A 20,391-nucleotide genomic window follows, 5' to 3' on the forward strand; every position below is an offset into this window, starting at 1 on the left:
TTTTCTTATCCGGTTCGGTTGCTGATCACGGCCGCACTGCGCACGACTGAGCCGAGCGCTGCAATCGCTTGCTGGGCTTGTGGCCATGCGGGATCAATGTCGATCACACGCCCCAGCGACAATTGCGAGCGAACGCGCAGGGCGGCGGCCTCTTCGTCGCTGCCGTGGTCTTTCAACAATTGGTTGGCCGTTGCGATCAGGTTGTTTGCGGCCTCCGCCAAAGGCGCTGCATCATCCGCATCGTTTTGCGATTGAAGAGACTGTGCAGCGGCGCGCAAGGCAGTGGCGAGGGTTTCAACCGCCGCGACATGCGCTTCGATTGGTTCTTGGGGGTTCAAATCAGTTGCTTTGGCGTCCAAGTTCAACGTGTTTTGTGGCATCTGGCCCGACGTGACCGCAGCAACAGCACGTGGATCAGCCCAAGGCGTGCCCCCCATCGGTTTCAGCGTGACGCCATTCTTGAATGCCGGTGTCCAGAACTGGAAAAAGTATTGCGTACCACCGCCGACAAGCCACCAGTCCTTGATCGCATCATTCTGATTATCCAGCGCTGGTTGGGATTCAATTTCGCCCATCCAAGTCTGAACATGTTGGCCTGCGTTGACTGTCATTTCGACGACGTGGGTGCCCGCGTTCCATTGTGGTTCAACCGCGTTCGATCCACGCCAATCGCCTTCGGATTCGTTTGCGCCCGGGGCGCTGGGTGCCCAAAATCCACCCGCTGCTTTGGCTGGCCCGCCATAGACGCGGTACAGTTTCTGACCTGCCGTTAATGTTGTCGGGGTTACCTTTTGCGCTGCGGAATAGGTGACAGTTTGGTCCGGCGTGAGGTCAAAATAGCTTGGTGCCTTTAGCGCGATATGCGGCATTCCGATCAACAGCATCGGGTTCTTTTTGGCACCTGGAAACGGCATTAAATCGTTGGTCATTATGTACTCCCTTAAAAAATGTACGGCACTGAAATCCGCGCAGCGCAATTGTGGGTTTCATCCAAAGCTATGGAAACACGGATGCAAAGCCCCAGCAGCGCCGGTTAGATCAACCAGTTCGGTCACGCCAAAAAGACGCAGACCAAGCGTAGGCTGCATGCGCAATTTCGGCAAGCTTGGGTTGTTTTTCGGTATCAGATAACAGCCCAAAGGCGTGTCAGGCTTGAGCTGGAGTTGGGAGCAACATTAGAACCGTTCTGCGCGCACGACTTCTACGTCAGCGATTGTCACAACGCCGATGTGCTTGTCCACGACCTCGAAAGCGGCCTCAAGCAGTCCATCAAGACGTTCGGGTTTGATGATGCAAATGACCTGAACCATCCCGCTGGCGCGGCTGACTTGACCTTCGCGGGTCCATGCCCCTGATCGCCCGGAACCGCCCAATACAGGCAGGATCGAATACCCCGTAACCCCGGCGCCTTCCAACGTATCTGTCAGGCGTTTCTGCATGATCGCTTCGATGGTGATGACGACGCGCTTGGCGTGATGCGTTTGCATGTCAGCCTCCTGTTACAGCTTGGGACACCGCAACATAAAGTGGAATGCCGATGGTGAGGTTAAAGGGAAACGTAACGCCCAAGGACAGCGTCAAGTAGACCGATGGATTTGCCTCGGGCAGGGCGACACGCATTGCGGCGGGCACGGCGATGTAGCTGGCAGAGGCTGACAGCACCATCAACAACGCGACGCCGCCGGGTGATAGGCCAACAAGCAATGCGGCGCCAAGGCCCAAAAGACTGCCGACCACAGGCATCGCGATGCCGAATGCGACAGCGCCCATATTCAGCACGCCACGGGATTCCCGCAACCCGCGGCCTGCGACCAAACCCATATCCAGAAGGAACAAACACAAGACACCTGTGAACGGCGCAACGATGAAATTGGACACTTTATCAAGGCCGTCTTGCCCTGTGACCGCACCAATTATGAACGCCCCCACCAGCAAAACGATGGACCCGTTCAGCATGATTTCACGCATCAATTCGCTGTCCATCCGGCGGCCTGATCCGCCCGTTGATACAAGCCAGAGGGCGGACAGGATTGCGGGGGCTTCCATGACGGCGGCAACCGCGACCATATATCCTTCGGATGAAATCGCGCGTCCTTCTAGAACCGAGGTCGCGGCGACGAACGTCACGATTGAGATCGATCCGTAGTGACCCGCGACGGCGGCAGCATCAATGCGGCTGAGGTTCGTCATGACGCGCAGCATGCCAAAGGCGATGAATGGCAAGACTGCCGATAAGACAAATCCGGCGACCAGTGTCGCGACCAAAGTCGCGTCCAACCCGTTGTCAGCGACAGCCGCCCCGCCCTTAAACCCGATGGCAAACAGCAGATAAATCGACATCGCTTTGGCCGCCGCTTCGGGCACCGACAAATCGGATCGTCCAAGGGCAGCAAGAAGCCCGAGGACAAAAGATAAAATGACGGGAGACAGGAGGTTCGTTGCCGCTAAGTCCAGAATTTCGCTCATGGAAACCTCCTGTTGAATTGGGCTTGTGTCGTACACAGCCGTCTTGTCGGCAAGGTCATTCGCTTAGACAGTGGTGAAGTTGCGCGTTTCAGGGTGAAATTGCAGCAAATCACCGCTGGAAATATCGACCCACAAACCGTGCAATGACAACCGTTCGCTGTCCATGGCGTCCTTCACATAGGGAAAGGTCATCAGGTTGCGCATGGACGTCACGACCGAATTTTGTTCAAGCAGGCGAACGCGTTCCGCGTCTTCGCCCTCGGGGAGGTCTTCGAAGCTGGGGCGCAGAATATCCATCCAGCGGCCTACGAAACTGCTCTCTTCCTCGAGTTCGGGCGCGCGGCCGGAACACATATCGTAACACCCTTGAACACCGCCGCAGCCTGAATGGCCCAGAACAATAAGCTGGCTGATTTTCAGCGCCTTAATGGCATATTCCACAGCTGCCGAAGTGCCATGGTGGTGCCCGTCAGGGGTGTGCGGGGGCACTAGGTTTGCGATATTGCGGTGGATAAAGAATTCGCCCTGATCCGCACCAAAAATCGACGTCACGTGGACACGGCTGTCACAGCACGAAATGACCATGCAACGCGGGTGTTGTCCGTCTTCGGCAAGATGCCGGTACCAGCCTTTGTTGTCTTCATAGGTCGTCGCCTTCCAGCCATGATAGCGGCGTACCAGATAGTCAGGCAAAAGGCGGGCAGTGGGCATAGCGGTGTCCTTGTCGTCGTAAGTTTCACCCCTCTTATGGCGAATTTTAGAGAATTTCGAGCAATTAATGCGCAGCGTCAGCAACCTCTTGGAAACTATGCGCCGCTTATCAGGGCGTCGGGTGAATGAGAGTGGACGATTATGGAACAACACAACGAAACCAATTCGCAGGCCGTAGCACGTCTTGTGCCGCGTGAACCGTTCGGGCCAGATGTGCGGGCCTTGTCGCCCTATGCGCTGGCGGACGATGATATGGATCATGGCGACGTCATGTGCGCGACGCTTGAAGAATTGTCACGCCACCTCAAATGGCTTGATGATGATTATCAATCTGGGCAATTTGACCGCCTTGAGGCGCGGGCGCGCAGTATTGTCATGCTGGCGGATCAACTGGGATTGCGACGTGTCGGGCAGGTGGCCGCTGATGTGGTTTATTGTCTTGATGGGCCGGATGAAGTGGCGTTGGCATCAACTTTGTCCCGATTGATGAGGCTGATGACACAAGCGCTTGATCATGCAGCTGGTCCGATGTCCGCTTTCTAATGGATGGGGCCACGGGGTTGCGCTAGGCTGCACGGAACACTGACGAGAGGTCCCATGCCGCTGACATTTTCCGCCCCGACGCCCGATGCGATTCCATTGATTGCCGTTCATTCGGACACCGTGGACGCCACATTGGCGAACCTGCCCAACGCCGCTGCCGACTGGTTGCGCACGATGGGGTTCAAAGCGGGAATTGGCGCCTGTGCAGTGTTGCCCAATCCTGACGGGTCAATCAAAGCGGCCTACGTCGGTCTTGGCGAAAAAGGGCAAAAGCGCGTGCGTTTCGCTGTGGCGGCGGGGGCGGCGAAGTTACCCGCAGGAACCTACGCGTTAGACACGGTTCAAACAGGTGCGGCGCTGGACGAAGCTGCGTTAGGGCTGTTGTTGTCTGGCTATCGGTTTGATCGCTACAAAGCTGCGGCCGCCGCGAAACAAGCCTTTGTTGCACCACCGGGTGTAGACGCCGCGCGGATCGAAGCAATGGTCGCTGGCGAATGCCTGAGCCGCGATTTGATCAACACGCCCGCGTCCGACATGGGACCGGACGAATTGGAAAAGGCGGCACAGTCTTTGGCACAGGCCCACGGAGCGGCCTGTTCTGTGATCCTTGGTGATGACCTTCTTGAACAGAACTTTCCATTGATCCACACGGTTGGGCGTGCATCACCGCGCACACCGCGTTTGATTGATATGACATGGGGCAACACGGGCCCTGCGCTGACGCTTGTTGGTAAGGGTGTGTGTTTTGATACCGGTGGCTTGAACCTCAAACCCGGCGCGTCGATGGGGTTGATGAAAAAGGACATGGGCGGTGCGGCGACTGTTTTGGGGCTGGCGCACATGATCATGGCGTTGAAGCTGGATTTGCGGTTGCGGGTGCTGATCCCCGCCGTCGAAAATTCAGTCGACGGGTCCGCGTTTCGCCCCGGCGATGTGTTGAACAGCCGCAAAGGGCTGACGGTTGAGGTCAATAACACCGATGCCGAAGGGCGATTGGTGCTGGCAGATGCCTTGGCGCTGGCGGACGAAGATAAGCCCGATTGCATTATTTCAATGGCGACGCTGACGGGTGCTGCGCGGGTTGCTGTCGGTCCCGATCTTTCGCCATTTTATACAACCGATGATGCGATGGCGCGGGTGTTGCCGCAGGCCGCATCTGAAATGGCTGATCCGGTCTGGCAGATGCCGTTTCACGATGCCTATGAAAGCATGATCGAACCGCAAATCGCGGACCTCGATAATGCGCCGTCTGGCGGGTTTGCGGGGTCTATTACCGCCGCGCTTTTCCTGCGCCGTTTTGTAACTGAAACGCCCTATACGCATTTTGACATTTACGGCTGGAACCCTGTTGCCGCCCCGGCACGGCCCAAAGGTGGTGCGGGTATGGGCGCGCGCGCTGTGCTGGCCGCACTGCCTGAAGTCTTGGGATTATGAGCGATCGCCGCCTTACCCCGGCCAACGGCTTTGTCGCGGCCAGTCATCTGAAGGGTCAAGTGGAAGCTGAGGTTTTCACAGATGGCATGCCTGCGTCCATCGGCCAGGTTATTGTGGATTTGTGTGCTGCACCGTCCGGAAAACGAGACCGGCAATTGCTGCTCGGGGCGGTTGTTACCGTTTATGATCGGCGCGATGGCTGGGCCTTTATCCAGTCCAAACGCGATGGATATGTTGGCTATGTCAAAGAAGCATCGCTGACTGAACCTGCCGTTACGACCCACCGTGTCAGCACCCCTGCGACCCATGCTTATGCCACCGAAAGTTTCAAGGCGCCGAACCTTTTGCACCTGCCATTTGGCGCGGAAGTTGTGGTAATTGATGAACGTCACAAGTTTTTTGAAACCCCCCACGGATTTATCCCCAAAAAGCATCTGCGCCCCTTGGCTCAGATGTTTACGGATCCCGCCACCGTCGCGCAGCTGTTCTTTGGTGTTCCGTATTTGTGGGGCGGAAATTCCGGTCTTGGCATTGATTGTTCCGGGCTGGTTCAGGCGGCATATCATGCCTGTGGACATATCTGCCCCGGCGATAGTGACATGCAATGCGATAGCTTTGGCATGCTATTGCCCGAGGATGCGGCGTTGCATCGCGGTGATCTGATTTTTTGGAAAGGGCATGTTGGCATGATGGTGGACGGCGAAACGATGATCCACGCAAACGCGCATCACATGGCTGTCGTCTACGAAGGCCTTACGCAGGCAACGTTGCGCATTAAGGCGCAGGGCGACGGTGAAATTTTGGCGCGTCGTCGCGTGCCTTAGTCGATTGCGCGGATCAGTTTTCTTTCTAAGACCCGCAACACCTGACGCAGATCGTTCCCGCGTTTGAGGATCTGCCCCTCCATCCCGATGACGACATACTGTCCTTGCTTCATCCGCAGGCTTGGGCGTTTTTCGATGCGGTACATCGGATGTTCCGCAGTGCGACGAAACACGGAAAATACCGCGACGTCCTTAAGGTGCGAAATCCCGTAATCGCGCCATTCACCTGCCGCAACGAACCGTCCGTACAGGGACAAGATCATATTCAATTCGGTGCGGTGAAATGCGGTTTGCGCGGGCGCTGGGCCGGGGAAAGGCGTGGGTGCGTTCATGCCAACAGATTTGCGCTGATTGCCGGGCAAATCAACCCCAACGATCGACGCCGCTAAATCACCGCGGGGTGCGCGTACTCTGGCCACAATCAACCGTCATTGCATCCTTATCGACAGTCACCCCGAAGGCGCATCTTTAGCCCCCACCCAGTGTGCGCCTTTGGGGTGACGTCGTAATTCCCCTAAGAACAGTTAATTGATGTGATCCGGCTGTCTTGACCGATGTTGAAATTGATACGTTCCGGTCTGAAATCCATTGTCACGGCCTGCCCCGGGCGGATCACGCGCACCTGATCAAGGATCATGACGCGTTCCAACGCTGTCACATCTTGGCCGACCAGCGATGCGTATTGGTTCGCGTTGCAGGTATCTTCGGCGATCGAAGGCAATACCGGGTCGCTGGACGTATCGGAGGATGGAAAGGCACCCCCGCACGCGGCGAGGAACACAAACGGGGCAATCGCGAACAGTTTTCTCATGGTAAGACTATCGGGCGGTGTGACGTGTGTTGCAACACTAGGGATTGCATGGGGCCATCGCTTGTCGCAGTTTGGCGGTGAAATTTGCAGGAGACTATCCATGAGAACGCGCGCCGCAGTTGCCATTCAAGCAGGCAAACCCCTTGAAGTGATGGAGGTCAATCTGGATGGCCCGCGTGAGGGTGAAGTTTTGGTTGAGATGAAAGCCACAGGCATTTGCCATACAGACGAATTTACGCTGTCGGGTGCTGATCCCGAAGGGCTGTTCCCCGCCATCCTTGGCCATGAGGGCGCAGGCGTGGTTGTTGATGTCGGCCCCGGTGTGACAAGTCTAAAAAAAGGGGATCACGTGATCCCGCTTTACACGCCGGAATGTCGCGAGTGCGAATACTGCCTGAACCCGAAAACAAACCTGTGCCAGTCCATCCGCAGCACCCAAGGCGCGGGCCTGATGCCTGATGGCACATCACGTTTTTCCACGTTGGATGGTGATCCGATCCTGCACTACATGGGCTGTTCGACCTTCGCCAATCACACGGTCTTGCCCGAAATCGCGCTGGCCAAAGTTCGCGAAGACGCGCCGTTCGATAAAATTTGCTACATCGGCTGTGGTGTCACGACGGGTATTGGCGCGGTGATCAACACGGCCAAGGTTGAAATTGGCAGCACCGCGATTGTCTTTGGTTTGGGTGGCATTGGCTTGAACGTCATCCAAGGGCTTCGCCTTGCGGGGGCCGACCAGATTGTTGGCGTGGATATCAACCCGTCCAAAGTCGAAATGGCGACGCGGTTCGGCATGACCGATTTCGTGAACCCCAAAGAAGTTGACGGTGATTTGGTGGCATACCTTGTTGCGCTGACAGGTGGTGGTGCGGATTACACGTTTGACGCTACTGGCAACACAGATGTGATGCGCACCGCGTTGGAATCGGCGCACAAAGGTTGGGGCGAAAGCATTATCATTGGTGTCGCTGCGGCGGGTGCCGAAATTTCCACCCGTCCGTTTCAGCTTGTCACGGGGCGCAGCTGGCGTGGTACGGCCTTTGGCGGCGCACGCGGGCGCACCGACGTTCCCCAGATTGTCGATTGGTACATGGATGGCAAGATTGAGATCGACCCGATGATCACCCACACAATGGGCCTTGATGACATCAACAAAGGGTTCGATCTGATGCACGCGGGCGAAAGCATCCGCTCGGTCGTGCTGTACTAATCACGGTTCCACGAACAGGCCCAGTCTGACGCGCAAGCGTAGGCTGGGCTTTTTCGTTAAGCTGCGTAGCGCGCTAGAAATGTCTCAACGGCGCCGGTGACGATCCGCTTTTTCTGCGCCTCGTCAAAAGATTTATCCATGCTGAAGACCATACGCGGGAACAGGTCGGCCTTGCATAACTCGCTGAACTGATCCGCGGCGAGCTTGATGTCGTCAATCGCAAGCTCGCCGCGCGACATCGCGCATTCAAGAAACGCGATCAATTTGGCCTGAACCAAGGCTGGGCCGCTTTCGTAAAATTCACGGCCCAATTCAGGGAAACGATCGCTTTCTGCGACGCACAGCCGGAACACGCGCTGGCCAAAATCCGATGTGAAAAAGTTCACCATCTGCCATGCGGCTTCAGTCAGAATGTCCCGAACTGGACCTGCATCATCAATGGTTTCCACGGCGGATTCCGCCTGCCGGATACATTCGGCCTTCGCGACTTCCATGAACAAAAAACGTTTGTCTGGAAAGTAGCTATAGAGAGTGGCCTTGGAGACACCCGCGGCGCGAGCAATGTCATCAACGCTCGCGCCTTCAAAGCCGTCGGACATAAAGATATCGCGCGCACCTGCCAACACCTGGTCGAACTTGCGCCCGCGCTTCACGCCTTGTTGTTCATCAGCCATTCATGTTTCTCCCTGTCCGTATTCATAAACTGATCTGTTTAGTACGGGCAAGGACGGGTGTGGTTATCCCTGCGGAAGGCAGGTCGCAGGGGTGGCCGTTTGGGGCAAGCAATCTTTGCCAACTGTTACGTCGCTGGTCGGCGGAAATGTCAGGTTCGGGATGGAGAACGTGATGCTGCCCGCATGTGCGGCAGACCCGAGGGCGACAGTTGTAAGCGCGGCAAGAAAGAGGTTTTTCATCTGTTTGATCCTTCAAGTTTGGTATTACAAACGCTTAACTAAACTGTACAGTTTAGTTTGCAAGTAAAAAGTGAACAGACGAGTTCAGTTTTTTGGCCTTGATATGTCAGGCAGCCTTTCTAGATTAGAACTATTCTAAGAAAGAGGTTCGACCATGATCCCGGGAATTTCAAATCGTCGCCGTTTCAAAGACCTGTCAGAGCAAGAAGTCCTCGCGCTTGCGATTTCGTCGGAAGAAGACGATGCGCGCATTTATCGATCCTACGCCGAAAGGTTGCGCGATGATTTTCCAGCGTCCGCCGCGATTTTTGATGGTATGGCCGTTGAGGAAGACGGGCATCGCGTCCGCCTTATTGATCTGCACCGCGCCCGTTTTGGTGAAACGATCCCGCTGATCCGCCGTGAACATGTTGCGGGCTTTTATGCCCGCCGTCCGGTTTGGTTGGTCGAAAACCTCAGCCTTGACCGTATCCGCGACGAAGCCCGCCAGATGGAACGGGATGCGCAGTCGTTTTATGAAACCGCGGCCAAATCAACGGGCGATGCTGCAACCCGCCAACTTCTGGGGGATTTGGCTGCGGCTGAGGCAGGGCATTCGGACAAGGCGGGGCAGCTTGTTGAAGAACACATCGGGGCGGATGCTGACGCGGCAGAAAAAGACGCAGCACATCGCCAGTTTGTTTTGACATGGGTGCAACCCGGATTGGCCGGGTTGATGGATGGATCGGTTTCGACGCTCGCGCCGATCTTTGCTGTGGCTTTTGCCACGCAGGACACATGGACGACGTTTCTTGTCGGTCTGGCCGCTAGTATCGGCGCCGGAATTTCCATGGGGTTCACAGAAGCCGCAAGCGACGATGGCCAAATCTCTGGCCGTGGGTCCCCGATTAAGCGCGGGTTTGCATCGGGGGTCATGACGACAGTTGGCGGGCTTGGCCATGCGCTGCCCTATCTGATCACCGATTTTTGGACAGCAACGACCATCGCGATTGCAGTGGTGTTTGTTGAACTTTGGGCCATCGCGTGGATTCAGAACAAGTATATGGAAACTCCTTTCTTTCGCGCTGCATTGCAGGTCGTCGTCGGGGGTGCGCTTGTGTTGGGGGCAGGGATACTAATCGGCAGCGGCTAGAGGCTGTTGCGCCAGCAAACAGGGTGCTAAGCCTGTGCAATGTTGGATATCTTTCTTCAAACGCTGCCGTTCTTTGCGCTGATCGGGCTGGGCTACGGTGCGGGGCGCACGGGCTTTTTCACACCCGAAGCGACGGCGTATCTGACGAAGTTCGTGTTCTATTTTGCCTTGTCTGCGATGTTGTTCCGTTTTTCGGCTAATTTGGCGATTGCCGATATCCTCGATTGGCCGTTCGTGTTCGCCTATCTTTGGGGCACGCTGTTTGTCTATCTGATCGCGACAGGTGTGGCATTGTTGCGCAAACGTGGCATTGAAGAAGCCGCAGTCGAAGCGCAGTGTGCTGTCATCGGCAACGTCGGGTTCCTCGGTATTCCGATGTTGGTTTTGTTGTTGGGCGAACGCGCCATCGGGCCGGTGATGCTGGTCCTGGCCGTTGATCTGATTGTGTTCGGGTCGCTGATCGTGATTCTGATTACGGGGTCGCGTGACGGGCGAATGTCGATTGGCGTCTTGCGCACCGTCGGGATTGGCCTGTTGAAAAACCCGATGATCGTATCAATTTCGCTGGGTTTGATCGTGTCTGGCTTTGGTGTGCCGATCCCGAAACCTGCCAACGAATTTCTATCGATCCTCGGGGCTGCTGCTACGCCGGGGGCCTTGTTTGCGATTGGTGCATCTCTTGCCACCAAATCGGCGGAAAAGATCGCCGTTGCCGGATGGCTGTCGTTTGCCAAACTGGTATTGCACCCTGCCGCCGTCGCCTTCGCGGCCCTCGTTATGCTGCCCGTTGATCCCTATGCAGCGGGTGTGATGATTGCCGCTGCTGCCTTGCCTGTCGCTGGAAATGTCTACATTCTCGCGCAACATTACGGGGTGGCGCCCGCGCGCGTTTCAGCCTCCATTCTTATCTCAACAGCTGTAAGCGTCTTTACCGTTTCTGCCGTCATCGCCCTGATTGAAAGTTTGACATGACCGACCAGACCCCACCCGAATATCAAGCCTTGGCCCTGCCGGATCGTGCTGATTATGACGATGCCCACATGCTGCGCGAGGCCGAAGAATTCTACGCACACATCAAAACCCGTCATTCGATCCGCGACTACAGTACGCGCGCTGTCCCCAAAGAGGTGATCGAGGCTTGTATTCACGCCGCCGGAACAGCACCCAGTGGCGCAAACCAGCAGCCGTGGCATTTCGTGGCCATTCGCAATCCAAAGATGAAATCCCAGGTCCGCGCTGCGGCTGAGGAAGAAGAAGAAAAATTCTATGATGGTGGCGGTGGGGATGCGTGGCTAAAGGCGCTTGAACCGATTGGAACGGATGCGTCAAAGCCCCATTTGGACATCGCGCCGTGGCTGATCGTCGTGTTTGCACAACGTTGGGGCTATCGCGACGGTGAACGGATCAAACATTACTACGTCCCCGAAAGTGTCGGGATCGCGACGGGCATGTTGATCACGGCGCTGCACACCGCTGGCCTGTCTTGTTTGACGCACACACCCAACCCGATGAAATTTTTGAATGAACTATGCCGCCGCCCCGAAAACGAAAAACCGATTATGATCCTTGCCGTGGGCCATCCGGCCGAAACAGCGACGGTGCCTGCAGTGGCGAAGAAAAAGAAACCGTTGGATGAAATCCTGACGATCTATGACGGAGACATGTGATGGAAACATTATCTGAAAACCGCTGCTTTGGCGGCGTGCAAGGTGTGTACAAACATGCCTCAACTGCGACGGGCACCGACATGACGTTCGCCGTGTTTCTACCCGCCGAGGCTGAACACGGCCCCGTGCCTGTTTTGTGGTTTTTGTCAGGGCTGACGTGCACCCATGAGAACGCGATGACCAAGGCAGGCGCCCAAGGCTGGGCCGCCGAACAGGGCATTGCATTGGTGTTTCCCGACACGTCGCCGCGCGGTGACAATGTGCCCAATGACGATGCTTATGATCTGGGGCAGGGCGCGGGGTTTTATATCGACGCGACAGAGGCGCCCTGGTCCGAACATTTCAAAATGTGGACCTACACCGCAGAAGAACTACCGGCGCTTTTGGCTGATAAGTTCCCTCTCGATATGTCGCGCCAATCGATCACGGGCCATTCCATGGGTGGTCACGGCGCGCTGACCTTGGCGATGGCACTGCCCGGGCGGTTTCGGTCTGTTTCGGCCTTCGCGCCGATCTGCAATCCGACGAACAGCGACTGGGGCCGCAAACAGTTTGCGGCCTATTGGGGTGATGAATCCAATTGGGGCCCGCACGATGCGACTGTTTTGATGCAAGGCAACGGGTTTGACGGCCCTATCCTGATCGACACCGGAACAGACGATCAGTTTGGCGAAAAATTGGGCACAGAAGCCTTTGCCGCAGCCATGGCCGCCAAACGCCAAGAAGGCCAGATTCGGCTGCAGAAGGGATATGATCACAGCTATTTCTTCATCTCGACCTTCATGGAAGATCACGTCGCGTTTCACGCAGAGGCTCTCTGGTCGTGAGCATTTATGTCGATGCGGATGCCTGCCCCGTAAAGGCAGAAGTCGAAAAGGTTGGCACGCGCCACGGTGTGAAAATGTTCATCGTGTCCAATGGCGGGTTGCGCCCGTCGCAAAATCCGCTTGTTGAAACGGTGATCGTACCGGATGGCCCGGACATCGCGGATATGTGGATCGCGGATCGCGCCACGACGGGTGATGTGGTGATCACAGGTGACATCCCGTTGGCCGCCAAATGCGTTGAAGCGGGTGCGCGGGTTCTCAAACACAATGGTGAGGCGCTGACGCAGGCCAACATCGGCAATATCCTCGCCACGCGCGATCTGATGGCCGACATTCGTGCAGCTGACCCGTTTCGCCAAGGCGGGGGCAAGGCATTTTCCAAGTCCGACAAGTCGCGTTTTCTGGATGCCCTAGAGAGAGAGCTGCGCGCCACCAAACGTGCGTAAACGCTTTGCGAAGGGGTAAAACCTGCTAGGATGAGGCAAACTTTGGGGGCGGATCGCATGGTTGTTCAAGCTGTTATTTTTGACATCGGGAATGTGCTGATCGGCTGGCAGCCCGAACAATTCTTTGACCGTGTCATAGGGCAGGAACGCCGCATGGCGTTCTTTGACGCTGTCCCTATTCTTGAGATGAACGACCGTGTTGATACGGGCGAGAATTTCCATGATGCGATTGCCGAGATGATCACATTGTACCCCAATTGGGCGGACGAACTGGCCATTTGGCGCGACCGCTGGATTGAAATCGCGTCACCCGCGATTGATCATTCTGTCCGGCTTTTGCGCGCGCTGCGACGCGGCGAACATACGGTTCTTGCGTTGTCGAATTTCGGGAACGAGACTTTGGAAATGGCTGAACGCGAATACCCGTTTCTTGAAGAATTCGATCAGCGTTTCATTTCGGGCGAAATGGGCGTGATCAAACCGGACGCTGCGATTTACGAACGTCTTGAAACCGCCTGCGGGGTGCAACCTGCGGCGTTGCTGTTCACGGATGACCGGCCCGAAAACATTACCGCGGCGCAAGCACGCGGCTGGCAGACGCATTTGTTTGACGGGCCGGAAGGCTGGGCCGCGCGCCTTGTCGCGGATGGATTATTGACCGAGGAGGCCGCCCAATGACCGTGATGATCCCCTTTGATGAAGGCCAAATTGGTCTGGACTGGCTAGAGCTGACGGATGCATTGGCGCAGGGGCATGCGCGGCCAAAGGCGACGGTCGAAGATGTGTTTTTGTACCGTGATCCTGATACACTGCTAAACCGTTCAGCGTGGATCGACGGGATGGGTTTGGCGATCAAATGCGCCACAATTTTCCCCAAAAACAAAAACACAGACACGCCAATGATACATGGCGCGGTGAACCTGTTTTCAGACACCGATGGCCAACTTGAGGCGATCCTTGATTTTCACCTTGTGACAAAGTGGAAGACGGCCGGCGACAGTCTTTTGGCGGCGCGGCGTTTGGCGCGGCCTGATAGCCGCAAAATCCTGATCGTGGGGGCGGGCACCGTTGGCAAAACGCTGTGGCAGGCATACGGCGCGGCGTTTCCTGATGCTGAGTTCATGATCTGGAACAGATCGCCCGAAGGCGCGAAACGTTTTGCACAGGAATGCGATGGCGTCAGCATCGCGCCCAACCTTGAGGCGGCAGTGAAAGCGGCAGACATCATTACCTCTGCCACCATGACAACCGAGCCGATCCTTAAGGGAGAGTGGTTTCAGCCAGGGCAGCACATTGACCTGATCGGCGCGTATCGGCCCGACATGCGCGAAGTTGATGATAAAACATTGCAACGCGCGCGTATCTTCGTGGACAGCTACGCCACAACGATGGGCCATATCGGAGAGCTGAAGATTCCGCTGGCTGAAGGGGCGATATCACAGGACGATGTTCTTGCGGATTACTACGAGCTTGATGCGTTCCAACGGCAGTCCCGCGACGACATTACATTGTTCAAAAATGGTGGGGGCGCGCATCTGGATCTGATGACAAGCCGTTACATTCTGGATGTCTGGAAAGGGCGGTCATCGTAATGGGGTGGATCGTTGTCTTGGCCATCATTGCTGGTGTGGCTTCAATTCCGTGGTTGGCCGAAAGCAGGCGTTACAGTGCCGATGAATTTCGCAAAAAGGCACCGGGACGCTTTGCCAAGCTGAGCCAAGGCGTGACGCACTATCAATGGTTGGGGCGCGCACGCGGCCCCGTTGTCGTCTGCATTCACGGCCTTACAACGCCGAGCCCTGTTTGGTACGCCATCGCCGAAGGCTTGGCTGATTTGGGCTACCGTGTGCTGGTCTATGATCTGTACGGGCGCGGGTTTTCTGATGCGCCGCGTGGTCCTCAAACCGGTGATTTTTTCGCCCGCCAATTGTCTGACCTTCTGGATCATCAGGACCTTGCCGAAGATGTTACGCTGATGGGCTATTCCATGGGCGGATCCATCGGAACCCATTTTACCGCGAAGCACCCCAGCCGCGTGCGGCGCCTGATCTTGCTTGCATCTGGCGGTGCATGGCTGCGCGAAGATAAACTGACAGAGATTTGCCGCAAGACGCCGATCATCGGTGACTGGCTTCATGCAGTGATCGTCGCGCGTCGTGATCGTCGTGCGCTGCGCACACGGCTAGGCCGGATATTTGACATTCGCGGGATCGTTGAACTTCAACTCGCTGAATATGAAAGCCGCGGTTTCCTGCGGTCCGTTTTGTCCAGCCGTCGGCACATGCTGTCGGACATGCAAGAAGACGCGCACCGCGCAATCGGGCGCGAAGGCGTGCCCGTCGTCGGAATTTGGGCCGAAAAAGACGAAATGATCCCGCTTAAATCCCTAGGGACGACAACGCAGTGGAACCGCAGCCTGCGTCAAGAAGTGATCCAGGATGCAGATCACGACGTTGGCTTTACCCATTCCAAGGACGTCATCGATGTATTGCGGGACGTTCTGCGCGAAGACGTCGACTAGGCCGCCATGGGCACGCGTTTGTCTTCGCGGATCGGCAAATGCACAATCGCCGAAAATGCACCAACAGCCACACCGACCCACCAGACGGCGGTGTAAGATCCATACGCATCATACAGCCGCCCACCAAGCCACACGCCAAGGAAAGATCCCAGTTGGTGTGAGAAGAACACGATGCCATACAGCGTACCCATGTAGCGCAGCCCGTAAATATGCGCGACCAACCCGCTGGTCAGTGGCACTGTCGCCAACCATAGCGACCCCATAACGACCGAAAAAACGATCACAGACATCGGCGTGATTGGCATCAAGATAAAGACCGCCGCCGCGATGGTGCGGCCCGTGTAAATTCCGGCAAGCAGGTATTTCTTGGAATAGCGTTTGCCGGCCCACCCCGCGAGCAACGTGCCCGCAATATTTGCCAACCCGATCAGCGAAATTGCAATCGCGCCAAGCGCCGACGTGGTCGTGATGCCGATATTGTGCAGCGCGCCGCCCGGCAAGATCGGGCCACACATTTCAGTTATCATCGCCGGAAAGTGGGCTGTAATAAACGCAAGCTGATAGCCGCATGAAAAGAAGCCCAAAAAGATCAATGTATAGGATGGGTCTTTGAAGGCGCGGGTGATGACTTGGCCGATCGATTCCTCAAGCTCTTGTTTGCCTGCGGTTGGGGGTGCCTTCATCAAGGGCAGTGTGAACAGCGATGCCATGACGAGGCCCGCAAACACGAGGAACACGGACTGCCACGGGATGTAGTTCAGCAGAAATTCCGCAAGCGGCGCGCCGAAGACTTGTCCTGCGGACCCCGCAGCGGTTGCAATGGCCAGTGACATTGAGCGGTTCTCATCCGACGCGGCGCGCCCGACCACGGCCAAAATGACACCAAAACCCGTGCCCGCGATGCCGAAACCCACGAGCCAAGCGTAAGTTTGGTGCGCGATGGGTGACACTGCCTGCGATGATAGGATCAGACCTGCCGCATAGATGATCGCGCCCAGAATAATTGCTTTGCGGTCTGTCAGGCGTTCGGCAAGCGCGCCAAAGATTGGCTGACCGATCCCCCAAGCAAGGTTCTGGAACGCAATCGCGAGGGAAAATTCAGACCTCGCCCATGCAAATTCTTCGGCAATCGGGATTTGAAAGACGCCAAAGGATGCGCGCACGGCAAAGCTGACCATGATGATAATACAACCCGCGACAAGGACGGGCGTGACAAGGTTTGATTGGCGTTCCATCACGCGACATTGGGCGCGAAAATCGCCCGGGTCAATTTGGAAGATGTGGTCTGTGTAATCATGGATCGTGATGGCAATTGCTGACGGGCTGTCAGCGCGCTATGCCAGTGTAATGAAAACCGTTCAGGCAGAATACGAAGCACGGATTGCATCGGGCGCACTACGCGACGATCCGGTACAGCGCGCGGCCCTCCCATCGCTCGAAAGGGTGCGCGCAGATGTCTTGCAGGCCCCCGCCGCGCCCAAAAAAGGGCTGTTTCGAAAGGCCGTGCCCGTCGTTGGCCCAAAGGGTCTATATCTGTGGGGCGGTGTTGGACGCGGCAAATCGATGCTGATGGATTTGTTGTATGACACCGTTGAGGTCCCCAAACAGCGCAGCCATTTTCATGCGTTTATGCAGTGGGTTCACGGTGCGATTGCACAGGCCCGAAAGGATGGCGTGGATGATGCGATTGCCCCCGTCGCCGCCGAGCTGGCGGGGCGTGTGCGGTTTCTGGCGTTTGATGAAATGCAGATCAGTGACATCACCGACGCGATGATCGTCGGGCGTTTGTTCGAGGCCTTGTTTGAGGCCGGCGTTGTAGTTGTGACCACATCAAATCGCGTGCCCGATGATCTGTACAAAGACGGGTTGAACCGCCAGCTGTTTCTGCCGTTTATTGCACTTCTTAAAGACCGGATGGAGGTTCATGAACTCGCAAGCGATGTGGATTACCGCCAGTCCGTTCTAGAAGGCACGCCAAGCTTCTTTACCCCCAACAACGCCGCCGCCCGAGCCGAGATCGATGCGATCTGGACCCAACTCAGCAAAGGTGGGGCAGAACCGCTGACATTGCGTGTCAAAGGGCGTGATCTGGAAATCCCGGCTTTCGCGAACGGTGTCGCGCGGGCGAAGTTCTATGATCTTTGCGGCAAACCATTGGGTGCCGCGGATTATCTGGCGTTGGTCGATGCGGTGCGGGTTCTTGTTCTCGAAGATATCCCGCCCCTGAACCGGTCAAACTACAACGAGGCCAAGCGGTTCGTGACGTTGATCGACACGCTTTATGAAGGCCAGGTGCGCCTTATCGCATCTGCCGCCGCACCGCCTGAAATGCTGTATCTTGAGGGCGAGGGCGTGTTCGAATTTGAACGCACCGCCAGCCGCTTGCGCGAAATGCAGGGTGATGGCTGGGGGCAGAATTAAGCTGTCTTAGGCGTCGATGCGGGGGATAACCAAACGCTGACCAACGCGAATGCGGTCAGGGCTGGACAACAGCCCTTTGTTGGCTTCGAAAATGACGTCGTAATAGGCGCTGGACCCGAAGAACGTGATCGCAATCGCACCAAGGCTGTCACCGCTTTGCACGGTGTAGAACCGCGCCTGAACTGCGTCTGTTGCACGCTGCACGACGCGCACTTCCATGCCTTGTGTGTTCTCGGGCGTTGCGTCCGGAATGGTGGGTGCCGTCCCACCTGCCGCGATTTGCGCCTGTGATACGATGTTGTTCAAAAGAACATGTGTGTCCACGCGTCCGTCAGATGTCACCAGAATTTGCGGCACCGCCACGTTGCCTGCTGCGGCGGCGTCATTGATGATTGTGTCGATGTCTTCATCTGTTTCACCCGCACGCAATGCCGCAATCACGATTGCCTCAAGCGTGTCGCGTTCTTCTAGAATGGATTGCTGCCCTGTTGCCGCTTCGATCCCCGCAAGGATTTCTGACGTTGATTGGCGCTGGGCCTGGCTGTTCGTTGTGACAGGTTTGACGCCCGCAAACCCGAGTTCGGCCAACACGTTGTTTGTCATATCCGAAAGACGCGTGTCGTCCGTGTTGGGGCGGAGCACGTCGATCCGGCGCGGCGCCTCAACCAACCCGGTGGCGGGTTCGATCGTCAGAGGGGCCGCTGCGGATACTGCTGCCTGCGCGAGGGAACTGATGTCAGGCGTCGCGGCGCGGGTGACGTCCGCGGTGTCTTCAATCGGCACGCCAAGGGGGTCTTGCACGACGACGTCGTCTTCGGCGAAGGGACGGAAAATGATCAACCCGCAGATAAATAGGGCGAAAACAAACAGAGCGACTGTGGTGCGGATCATAACGATAGGCCTCTTTTGGCGTGAGCCGGTTTACGGGTTATTGGACGGTCAGGCCGACGTGAAGCCACGCCTGCATTCCGCCTCGATAATAGGAAAGTTTGCGCGCTGGGTATCCCGCGGACAAAAGATTGTTGATGGCCGTGATCGCATCGCTGGACCAAACGCCACCACTGAAAACGGTTAGGGACATCGCATTGGTAAAATCCAGTGTGTCGCCAGCAGCATCGACGGCGCCCAAGGCCCGCAGGATATCTTTGCGAAACCGGTTTTCGTCGGTCAACGTCATGAACGGGACATTCACAGCACCGGGGATCGACGACGTCGCGAACGCATCAGGGTTGCGCACATCAAGCAACAGCCCCGCGCCGTCAGTGACTTTTGTTTCCATGAACCCGAGAACCTCAAGCTCTCCGTAGGTTGCGACGCCCGTGGCGGCGATCATGGGTTGGATACAATTGGGCGGGCAGGCGCGTGATGTCCGTGCGAAATCACCCTGCAACGTCGCGGCCGTGTTTTGGTCGCGCGTTACGGTAAAGGTCCGCCCGTTCAGGGTGAACGTGCTGTCATCTTTGAATGTCGTTATGCGCACGTCTTGTGCCGCCGCACTGGTCGCCAAAAGCAAGGCACACATAAGGCCCGCCATGCGTTGAAAAAGGATCATCTGTTGTGCCTCGCGGTCTTGCCCCATGCGGGGGAATGATGTCGTGGGGCGCACCCTTTTGTCGCTCCGGTGAAGTGGGTGCACCCCAAGACGCCTCACCGGTTTCGCCTGCTTGAAACAAGAGAACGAGCCAAAGGCTCGCTCCCTCGCCCTGCCAAGATCGTGCCGGCGCCTTTGGCCTAGGTCACCGGAATGTATTGTTGCGCGGTCATTGCGCTGACGTTTTGGTGGACAGCCCGAGCGTTGCCCAGACCTGCATCCCACCGCGGTAATAAGAAATCTTGTCTGTCGGATAACCGACCGAAATCAGGTCTGTGATCAATGTCTGTGCGTCTGCCGTTGCAGGCCCCGCATCAAACACGACCAAGCTGATGGCATCGGTGAAATTGAAAATGCCCTGAAAGCTTTCTGCGCCCAAAGCCATGAGTATTTCGTTGCGAAACGGATTGGTGGGGGCCAATGTCGCAGCGGGAATGTTGACGGATGCGGGTATGAAGCCCAGCGCACGTTGGTCTGGCACACGGGCGTCAATCAACAACCCGTCACCGGATTCAACGGCTGTTGATAGAAATTCGATCACTTCCATCTCACCCATCGTCACGACGCCATCGGCGACGATCATGGGGGATAGGCATGGGGCAACGCAGGTGCCTGACACCGAGGCAAGCGCCGTCAGAGTGGTCGGATCAACCGTGCTTGCACGTGAGATCACTATTTCTTCGCCGTTAAAGTTGAAAACTGCATTTGCAGTGACGGGCAGCGTTTCAGCTGCGCAAACGGTCGAAAGCCCTATCAGTGTGCACGCTAATACGGTGCGGTTCATCCCTCGTCCCCCAACGACTTGAGCGCTAAATATAGTGGGCTAGCTGGCAGGCCCGCACTCAAAATAGAATTAAGTGCCAGATATAG

Annotated in this window: 25 protein-coding genes; 13 read left to right on the top strand and 12 right to left on the bottom strand. The window is 56.6% G+C overall.

Annotated elements, in window-relative coordinates; all coding sequences use genetic code 11:
• Window positions 1-5: 5 nt before the first annotated feature.
• The 4 genes from L0664_RS11555 to L0664_RS11570 all read right to left on the bottom strand — a co-directional run bounded on the left by L0664_RS11555 (window position 6) and on the right by L0664_RS11570 (window position 3,177).
• Window positions 6-929 carry a hypothetical protein gene (locus L0664_RS11555; RefSeq protein ID WP_235226003.1) on the bottom strand — a complete coding sequence of 308 codons (924 nt, stop codon included), beginning with the start codon at window positions 927-929 and terminating at the stop codon, window positions 6-8.
• Window positions 930-1,175: 246 nt separating this feature from the next.
• A complete protein-coding gene (locus tag L0664_RS11560; RefSeq protein WP_235226004.1) occupies window positions 1,176-1,487 on the bottom strand; it encodes a P-II family nitrogen regulator in 312 nt (103 codons plus the stop codon).
• 1 nt (window position 1,488) lies between these two features.
• Window positions 1,489-2,466 (bottom strand): sodium-dependent bicarbonate transport family permease, encoded by a 978-nt coding sequence (locus L0664_RS11565; protein WP_235226005.1) that lies wholly within the window; start codon window positions 2,464-2,466, stop codon window positions 1,489-1,491.
• A gap of 63 nt (window positions 2,467-2,529) precedes the next feature.
• Window positions 2,530-3,177, bottom strand: coding sequence for a carbonic anhydrase (locus tag L0664_RS11570; RefSeq protein WP_235226006.1), 648 nt, complete (start codon window positions 3,175-3,177; stop codon window positions 2,530-2,532).
• A 141-nt stretch (window positions 3,178-3,318) separates the two neighbouring features.
• On the opposite strand from L0664_RS11570, the gene L0664_RS11575 reads away from it, so the two are divergent.
• From L0664_RS11575 to L0664_RS11585, 3 genes are read left to right on the top strand one after another with little or no spacing between them, the layout of a single operon-like run.
• Window positions 3,319-3,720 carry a hypothetical protein gene (locus tag L0664_RS11575; RefSeq protein ID WP_235226007.1) on the top strand — a complete coding sequence of 134 codons (402 nt, stop codon included), beginning with the start codon at window positions 3,319-3,321 and terminating at the stop codon, window positions 3,718-3,720.
• 54 nt (window positions 3,721-3,774) lie between these two features.
• The gene (locus L0664_RS11580; protein ID WP_235226008.1) at window positions 3,775-5,154 is read left to right on the top strand and encodes a leucyl aminopeptidase family protein; all 1,380 of its coding nucleotides are present in this window, start codon (window positions 3,775-3,777) and stop codon (window positions 5,152-5,154) included.
• Entirely contained in the window at window positions 5,151-5,978 is an 828-nt protein-coding gene (locus L0664_RS11585) for a C40 family peptidase (RefSeq protein ID WP_235226009.1), read from the top strand. The genes L0664_RS11580 and L0664_RS11585 overlap by 4 nt, the downstream gene beginning before the upstream one ends.
• Here L0664_RS11585 and L0664_RS11590 read toward each other — a convergent pair.
• Both L0664_RS11590 and L0664_RS11595 read right to left on the bottom strand, forming a co-directional pair.
• Window positions 5,975-6,310 carry a DUF2794 domain-containing protein gene (locus L0664_RS11590; RefSeq protein ID WP_235226190.1) on the bottom strand — a complete coding sequence of 112 codons (336 nt, stop codon included), beginning with the start codon at window positions 6,308-6,310 and terminating at the stop codon, window positions 5,975-5,977. The two genes, L0664_RS11585 and L0664_RS11590, sit on opposite strands and share 4 nt — an antisense overlap.
• A 182-nt stretch (window positions 6,311-6,492) precedes the next feature.
• Window positions 6,493-6,789: an I78 family peptidase inhibitor gene (locus L0664_RS11595; protein WP_235226010.1), complete on the bottom strand. Its 297-nt coding sequence runs from the start codon at window positions 6,787-6,789 to the stop codon at window positions 6,493-6,495.
• Between the two features lie 100 nt (window positions 6,790-6,889).
• Between L0664_RS11595 and L0664_RS11600 the strand changes: the two genes are divergently transcribed.
• The gene (locus L0664_RS11600; protein ID WP_235226011.1) at window positions 6,890-8,002 is read left to right on the top strand and encodes an S-(hydroxymethyl)glutathione dehydrogenase/class III alcohol dehydrogenase; all 1,113 of its coding nucleotides are present in this window, start codon (window positions 6,890-6,892) and stop codon (window positions 8,000-8,002) included.
• Window positions 8,003-8,058: 56 nt separating this feature from the next.
• On the opposite strand, the gene L0664_RS11605 is transcribed toward L0664_RS11600, so the two are convergent.
• Entirely contained in the window at window positions 8,059-8,676 is a 618-nt protein-coding gene (locus L0664_RS11605) for a TetR/AcrR family transcriptional regulator (RefSeq protein ID WP_235226012.1), read from the bottom strand.
• A gap of 63 nt (window positions 8,677-8,739) precedes the next feature.
• A complete protein-coding gene (locus L0664_RS11610; RefSeq protein ID WP_235226013.1) occupies window positions 8,740-8,916 on the bottom strand; it encodes a hypothetical protein in 177 nt (58 codons plus the stop codon).
• Between the two features lie 154 nt (window positions 8,917-9,070).
• On the opposite strand from L0664_RS11610, the gene mbfA reads away from it, so the two are divergent.
• The 8 genes from mbfA to L0664_RS11650 are packed head-to-tail and all read left to right on the top strand — an operon-like array spanning window position 9,071 to window position 15,509.
• A complete protein-coding gene (gene mbfA, locus L0664_RS11615; protein WP_235226014.1) occupies window positions 9,071-10,048 on the top strand; it encodes an iron exporter MbfA in 978 nt (325 codons plus the stop codon).
• A gap of 39 nt (window positions 10,049-10,087) precedes the next feature.
• Complete coding sequence (locus L0664_RS11620) at window positions 10,088-11,020, top strand: AEC family transporter (protein ID WP_235226015.1); 933 nt, start codon at window positions 10,088-10,090, stop codon at window positions 11,018-11,020.
• Window positions 11,017-11,715, top strand: a complete 699-nt coding sequence (locus L0664_RS11625; protein ID WP_235226016.1) for a nitroreductase family protein — start codon at window positions 11,017-11,019, stop codon at window positions 11,713-11,715. The genes L0664_RS11620 and L0664_RS11625 overlap by 4 nt, the downstream gene beginning before the upstream one ends.
• Entirely contained in the window at window positions 11,715-12,542 is an 828-nt protein-coding gene (fghA, locus tag L0664_RS11630) for an S-formylglutathione hydrolase (RefSeq protein WP_235226017.1), read from the top strand. The genes L0664_RS11625 and fghA overlap by 1 nt, the downstream gene beginning before the upstream one ends.
• Window positions 12,539-12,988, top strand: coding sequence for a YaiI/YqxD family protein (locus tag L0664_RS11635; protein WP_235226018.1), 450 nt, complete (start codon window positions 12,539-12,541; stop codon window positions 12,986-12,988). Before fghA ends, L0664_RS11635 begins: the two co-directional genes overlap by 4 nt.
• A gap of 57 nt (window positions 12,989-13,045) precedes the next feature.
• Window positions 13,046-13,666, top strand: a complete 621-nt coding sequence (locus L0664_RS11640) for an HAD family hydrolase (protein ID WP_235226019.1) — start codon at window positions 13,046-13,048, stop codon at window positions 13,664-13,666.
• The gene (locus tag L0664_RS11645; RefSeq protein WP_235226020.1) at window positions 13,663-14,580 is read left to right on the top strand and encodes an ornithine cyclodeaminase family protein; all 918 of its coding nucleotides are present in this window, start codon (window positions 13,663-13,665) and stop codon (window positions 14,578-14,580) included. The genes L0664_RS11640 and L0664_RS11645 overlap by 4 nt, the downstream gene beginning before the upstream one ends.
• Window positions 14,580-15,509 carry an alpha/beta fold hydrolase gene (locus tag L0664_RS11650; RefSeq protein WP_235226021.1) on the top strand — a complete coding sequence of 310 codons (930 nt, stop codon included), beginning with the start codon at window positions 14,580-14,582 and terminating at the stop codon, window positions 15,507-15,509. The genes L0664_RS11645 and L0664_RS11650 overlap by 1 nt, the downstream gene beginning before the upstream one ends.
• On the opposite strand, the gene L0664_RS11655 is transcribed toward L0664_RS11650, so the two are convergent.
• The gene (locus L0664_RS11655) at window positions 15,506-16,744 is read right to left on the bottom strand and encodes an MFS transporter (RefSeq protein ID WP_235226022.1); all 1,239 of its coding nucleotides are present in this window, start codon (window positions 16,742-16,744) and stop codon (window positions 15,506-15,508) included. The two genes, L0664_RS11650 and L0664_RS11655, sit on opposite strands and share 4 nt — an antisense overlap.
• Window positions 16,745-16,856: 112 nt before the next feature.
• On the opposite strand from L0664_RS11655, the gene zapE reads away from it, so the two are divergent.
• Entirely contained in the window at window positions 16,857-17,930 is a 1,074-nt protein-coding gene (gene zapE, locus L0664_RS11660; RefSeq protein WP_235226191.1) for a cell division protein ZapE, read from the top strand.
• 6 nt (window positions 17,931-17,936) lie between these two features.
• Here zapE and L0664_RS11665 read toward each other — a convergent pair whose 3' ends face one another.
• The 3 genes from L0664_RS11665 to L0664_RS11675 all read right to left on the bottom strand — a co-directional run bounded on the left by L0664_RS11665 (window position 17,937) and on the right by L0664_RS11675 (window position 20,305).
• Window positions 17,937-18,821, bottom strand: coding sequence for a LysM peptidoglycan-binding domain-containing protein (locus tag L0664_RS11665; protein ID WP_235226023.1), 885 nt, complete (start codon window positions 18,819-18,821; stop codon window positions 17,937-17,939).
• A 37-nt stretch (window positions 18,822-18,858) separates the two neighbouring features.
• The gene (locus L0664_RS11670; protein WP_235226024.1) at window positions 18,859-19,482 is read right to left on the bottom strand and encodes a rhodanese-like domain-containing protein; all 624 of its coding nucleotides are present in this window, start codon (window positions 19,480-19,482) and stop codon (window positions 18,859-18,861) included.
• Window positions 19,483-19,690: 208 nt separating this feature from the next.
• Window positions 19,691-20,305, bottom strand: a complete 615-nt coding sequence (locus L0664_RS11675) for a rhodanese-like domain-containing protein (protein WP_235226025.1) — start codon at window positions 20,303-20,305, stop codon at window positions 19,691-19,693.
• Between the last annotated feature and the right edge of the window lie 86 nt (window positions 20,306-20,391).

It is taken from the genome of Octadecabacter dasysiphoniae (assembly GCF_021532615.1).
Classification (GTDB): domain Bacteria; phylum Pseudomonadota; class Alphaproteobacteria; order Rhodobacterales; family Rhodobacteraceae; genus Octadecabacter; species Octadecabacter dasysiphoniae.